1 protein-coding gene is annotated in these 215 nt (G+C 61.4%); it reads right to left on the reverse strand.

All coding sequences use genetic code 11. The features are described 5' to 3' along the window. A partial coding sequence (locus ABLN87_RS22480) for a hypothetical protein (RefSeq protein ID WP_353014344.1) occupies nucleotides 1-215 on the reverse strand: 215 nt, incomplete at both ends.

Here is a 215-nt window from a genome sequence, read left to right on the forward strand (position 1 = left end):
TGCCATCTCAGGCGCGCCGGAGGTCTGCATGTTCACGTCGTCAAGCCAGCTGTACGAATCCTCCGAATCTATCCCGGCCTCAGCGTCAGTCGCGGGGTCTGGAACTGCCGGAGCACCGGTCATGGTTTCCTCTGCAGTCTGTTGGAAGTCCGCTGCTGGTGCGGCATCCAGTTGCAGGGCATCGTCATCCAGCACCGGGTTGTCCCAAGGGAAGT

Origin of the sequence: Ruegeria sp. SCP10, from assembly GCF_040329495.1 — a bacterium.
GTDB lineage: Bacteria > Pseudomonadota > Alphaproteobacteria > Rhodobacterales > Rhodobacteraceae > Ruegeria.